The organism is Rubrimonas sp. (genome assembly GCF_036788415.1).
Lineage (GTDB): Bacteria > Pseudomonadota > Alphaproteobacteria > Rhodobacterales > Rhodobacteraceae > Rubrimonas.
On sequence record NZ_DAIQNN010000191.1, the window covers coordinates 1 to 3,191 of the forward strand.

At 70.4% G+C, this 3,191-nt stretch carries 6 protein-coding genes; 1 reads left to right on the forward strand and 5 read right to left on the reverse strand.

Annotated features, from left to right (window positions below):
• Nucleotides 1–138: 138 nt before the first annotated feature.
• The 3 genes from V7Q31_RS18275 to rfbC are packed head-to-tail and all read right to left on the reverse strand — an operon-like array spanning nucleotide 139 to nucleotide 1,942.
• Nucleotides 139–345: a hypothetical protein gene (locus V7Q31_RS18275; RefSeq protein WP_333835273.1), complete on the reverse strand. Its 207-nt coding sequence runs from the start codon at nucleotides 343–345 to the stop codon at nucleotides 139–141.
• Nucleotides 342–1,388 (reverse strand): dTDP-glucose 4,6-dehydratase, encoded by a 1,047-nt coding sequence (gene rfbB, locus V7Q31_RS18280; protein ID WP_333835274.1) that lies wholly within the window; start codon nucleotides 1,386–1,388, stop codon nucleotides 342–344. Before rfbB ends, V7Q31_RS18275 begins: the two co-directional genes overlap by 4 nt.
• The gene (rfbC, locus tag V7Q31_RS18285) at nucleotides 1,385–1,942 is read right to left on the reverse strand and encodes a dTDP-4-dehydrorhamnose 3,5-epimerase (RefSeq protein ID WP_333835275.1); all 558 of its coding nucleotides are present in this window, start codon (nucleotides 1,940–1,942) and stop codon (nucleotides 1,385–1,387) included. The genes rfbB and rfbC overlap by 4 nt, the downstream gene beginning before the upstream one ends.
• Before the next feature lie 181 nt (nucleotides 1,943–2,123).
• Here rfbC and V7Q31_RS18290 point away from each other — a divergent pair, with 181 nt between their 5' ends.
• Nucleotides 2,124–2,687, forward strand: a complete 564-nt coding sequence (locus V7Q31_RS18290; protein WP_333835276.1) for a transposase — start codon at nucleotides 2,124–2,126, stop codon at nucleotides 2,685–2,687.
• Between the two features lie 72 nt (nucleotides 2,688–2,759).
• On the opposite strand, the gene V7Q31_RS18295 is transcribed toward V7Q31_RS18290, so the two are convergent.
• A complete protein-coding gene (locus tag V7Q31_RS18295) occupies nucleotides 2,760–2,951 on the reverse strand; it encodes a hypothetical protein (protein ID WP_333835277.1) in 192 nt (63 codons plus the stop codon).
• A gap of 18 nt (nucleotides 2,952–2,969) precedes the next feature.
• The coding region (locus V7Q31_RS18300) for a hypothetical protein (RefSeq protein ID WP_333835278.1) at nucleotides 2,970–3,191 on the reverse strand (222 nt) is incomplete at its 5' end.

Genomic DNA, 3,191 nt, shown 5'->3' on the forward strand with positions numbered 1-3,191 from the left:
ATCGCCGACGAACCCGCCCCGCGCGAGGACGTCTTCGGCTGATGCGCCTGCTCGACGCCAACATCATCGGCGATCTCGTGCGCAATCCGCAGGGGCTCGCCGCCACGCGCCTCAGAACCTTCGGAGACACGGGCATCGTCACCAGCGTCGTCGTCGCCGGAGAACTCCGCTACGGATGGCGGCCTCGTTGGGAAAGATCCCGACCACCTTGGTCCGGCGCTTCACCTCGGCGAGGTCGGCGGCGGCGCGGTCGAGCGCGGTCACCCGCAGGTCGGGCCCTACGAGCCGCCGCGGCTCGGTCGCGACCTGGCCCGCGCAGCCGAAGACGAGGAGCGACAGCGTCACGCCGAAAGCCCCGGCCGTTCGCCCACGCCCCCGCGCCGCTGCAGCTTGCGCCACCACGCCTCGTTGGCGAGATACCAGTCGACCGTGCGGCGAAGGCCCTCCTCGAGCGTGACCGACGGCCGCCAGCCGAGTTCGGCCATGATCTTCGAGGCGTCGATCGCGTAGCGGAAGTCGTGTCCCGGGCGGTCGGTCACGAAGGCGATCAGCCGCTCGTGCGGCGCGCCTTCGGGCCGCCGCGCGTCGAGGACGCGGCAGATCGTGCGCACGATGTCGATGTTGCGCGCCTCGGCGCTCCCGCCGATCGCGTAGGTCTCGCCGACGCGGCCGCGGCGGATCACCGCCAGCAGCGCCTCGGCGTGGTCCTCGACGTAGAGCCAGTCGCGCACGTTCTCGCCGCGCCCGTAGACCGGGATCGGCCTTCCCGCCAGCGCGTTCAGGATCGCGACCGGGATCAGCTTCTCGGGGAAGTGGAAGGGGCCGTAATTGTTCGAGCAGTTGGTGACGATCACCGGCAGCCCGTAGGTCTCGCCCCAGGCGCGCGCGAAATGGTCGGAAGCCGCCTTCGAGGCCGAGTAGGGCGAGTTCGGCGCATAGGGCGTGGTCTCGTTGAACTTGCCCGTCGGCCCGAGCGCGCCGAACACCTCGTCGGTCGAGACGTGGTGGAAGCGGAAAGCGGCCCGGCGCGGCGCGGACAGGCCGCGCCAGTGCGCGCGGGCGGCCTCGAGCAAGGCGTAGGTCCCGACGACATTGGTCTGCACGAAGGCGCCGGGGCCGTCGATCGAGCGGTCGACATGGCTCTCGGCGGCGAGGTGCATCACCGCGTCGGGGTCGTGGGCGGCGAAGATCCGCGCTATCGCGCCGGCGTCGCAGATGTCGGCCTCTTCAAAGGCGTAGGACGCGTCGCCCGCGACGCTCGCCACGTTGTCGCGATTGGCCGCGTAGGTGAGCTTGTCGACGTTGACGACGCCGAGGCCCTCGGCGACCGCGCGCCGGACCACCGCCGATCCGATGAACCCGGCGCCGCCGGTGACGAGGAGCTTCATGCTCGGGGCTCGTAGGCGCAAGGCGTTGCGAAATCCCTGAACGCCGGCCCCGCCGCGTCCTTGGCCGACAGCGCCGCCGCCGCGGGGTCGATCCCCCAGTCGATCGCCAGATCGGGATCGTCGAAGCGGATCGCGCCGTCGCTCTCGGGCGCGTAGAAGCCGTCAACCTTGTAGACCACGTCCGTGTCCGGCTCGAGCGTGGCGAAGCCGTGCAGGAAGCCGCGCGGCGCGCAGAGCATCGCGCCGTTCTCGCGCGACAATTCCTCGGCGACCCATTTCCCGTCGGTCGGTGAACCTCGCCGAATGTCGACGACCCGGCCGCGCGCGACGCGCACGAGCTTGCCCAGCGCGTTCGGCGGGCGCTGGTAGTGCAGCCGGCGCACCGTGCCCGCCGCGGCCGAATGGGAGAAGTTGTCCTGCGCGAAGGGGCCGTCGAGACCGATCTCGGCCATACGGCGCGCGTTCCATGTCTCGGTGAAGAAGCCGCGCGCGTCGGCGAAACGGCGGGGGATGAGGCGCTTGACGGCGGGAATGGCCGTCTCTGTCACCTCCATAGAATGCCTCGCCCTCGTCACCAAAGCTGCGCACCCGCTAGCCGAGCGCGACTGCCATGTCTAGCCGCAGCGCTGGACAGTGGTGCGACATCCCCGACAGGCTTGGCAGGCTGCTGAAAACCCCTTGGCGCTGATCGGCTTGGCGTGACTCCATTCCTCCATTGCGGCATGAGCGGCGGCGATGGCGGGTCAGCGCGGGTTCTTCGACACGGATCAGCGGCTCCAGTGGTTTTCGGCGGCGGGCGATCCGCTGGAGCGGCTGGCGGCGGTGTTGAATTTCGAGCTTTTCCGGCCCGAGTTGAACGCCGCGCTTGGCCGCAGAGACCGCGCGAAGGGCGGCCGCCCGCCCTACGGCGCGGGGATGATGTTCCGGGTGCTGGTGCTGCAGACGCTCTACACGCTGCCGGACGACCAGGCCGAGCGCCAGCTGCGCGACCGGCTTTCGTTCATGCGCTTCGCGGGGCTTGCGCTGCGCGACGCCGCGCCCGACGCCGAGACGATCTGTCTGTTCCGCGAGCAGCTGGTGCGCGCCGGCGCCTTCGAGCGGTCGTTCGCCCGGTTCGACGCCGCGCTGTCCGAGCGCGGCTGCCTCGCCAAGGGCGACCAGATCGTGGACGCCACGATCGTGGAAGCGCGGCGCCCCCGCCTGACCCAGGCTGAGAAGGACCTCGTGAAGGGCGGCGGCGCGCCGGGGGGCTGGAAGCCCGGTCGCGAAGCGATAACTCGCTCCGGTGGACCGAATTAAGGGCGCAGAAGGCCCGGAGGGCGCCGCTGGACGCTCAAGCGCGGGAATAAGAAGCCGGCGCCCCCGGGGGGTTCAGCGCGCGCGGCGACGGAAATCGCCGTGCCGATGTTCGGCCGCCAGAATCTCCGAGGCAGCACCAATCAGCGTCTTCCCGCGATGTCGGACGACTTCTTCGACGTGCCCTAATACGCCGAACTGGAGACCCGCGCCGTGGCGGCATAGGACTCCAAGCATCCTGCCTTCGGCAATCCCGCCGCGGTTCATCCACAGCTCCCACTGCGATCACGAGACGGGCGCCGCGATGGCGACAGCCACCTCCTCGCCGGCCACGGTCTTGAGCCGCAGCGTGATCGGCGCGTGGCCCGCATCCGCGTCGGTCGCATCCCACGTCACCACCCCCGCCGACGTCACGGTGAGCTTGCCGCCGACCCATGTCGTCACCGGGCGATCCACATTGCCGAAGGGCGTCCCGCCAAGATCGGCGCGAAGCTGGTGCATCCAGTT

Excerpts from the sequence above, each read along its gene's own strand:
- rfbB (WP_333835274.1), bottom strand. The coding sequence starts at position 1,388 with ATGAAGCTCCTCGTCACCGGCGGCGCCGGGTTCATCGGATCGGCGGTG.
- rfbC (WP_333835275.1), bottom strand. The coding sequence starts at position 1,942 with ATGGAGGTGACAGAGACGGCCATTCCCGCCGTCAAGCGCCTCATCCCC.
- V7Q31_RS18290 (WP_333835276.1), top strand. The coding sequence starts at position 2,124 with ATGGCGGGTCAGCGCGGGTTCTTCGACACGGATCAGCGGCTCCAGTGG.
- V7Q31_RS18295 (WP_333835277.1), bottom strand. The coding sequence starts at position 2,951 with ATGAACCGCGGCGGGATTGCCGAAGGCAGGATGCTTGGAGTCCTATGC.